At 48.9% G+C, this 425-nt stretch carries 1 tRNA gene; it reads right to left on the reverse strand.

From position 1 onward, the window contains the following. Window positions 1-217: 217 nt before the first annotated feature. Window positions 218-293 (reverse strand) — tRNA-Glu (locus tag PGR23_RS24435). Window positions 294-425: the final 132 nt, after the last annotated feature.

Genomic DNA, 425 nt, shown 5'->3' on the forward strand with positions numbered 1-425 from the left:
CAGGGCATCCACCGTGTACGCTTAGTCGCTTAACCTCACAACCCGAAGATGTTTCACTTCTGATTGCGAAAATTTGAGAGACTCGAACACACATTGACTGTGTGTCGTTTCAATTTTCAGCTTGATCCAGATTTTTAAAGAGCAAATATCTCAAACGTCACCCGAAGATGAGTTTTGAGATATGTCGGCGCGCGTCTTTCACTCACGAACCAGCAAGTGGCGTCCCCTAGGGGATTCGAACCCCTGTTACCGCCGTGAAAGGGCGGTGTCCTGGGCCTCTAGACGAAGGGGACACTGAAGTCTCAATCGCAAGACGCCTTGCTTCTTTACTTTCATCAGACAATCTGTGTGAGCACTACAAAGGCAGGTTCTTTAAGGTAAGGAGGTGATCCAACCGCAGGTTCCCCTACGGTTACCTTGTTACG

Origin of the sequence: Klebsiella sp. 141162 (assembly GCF_050600755.1) — a bacterium.
Taxonomy (GTDB): domain Bacteria; phylum Pseudomonadota; class Gammaproteobacteria; order Enterobacterales; family Enterobacteriaceae; genus Klebsiella; species Klebsiella aerogenes.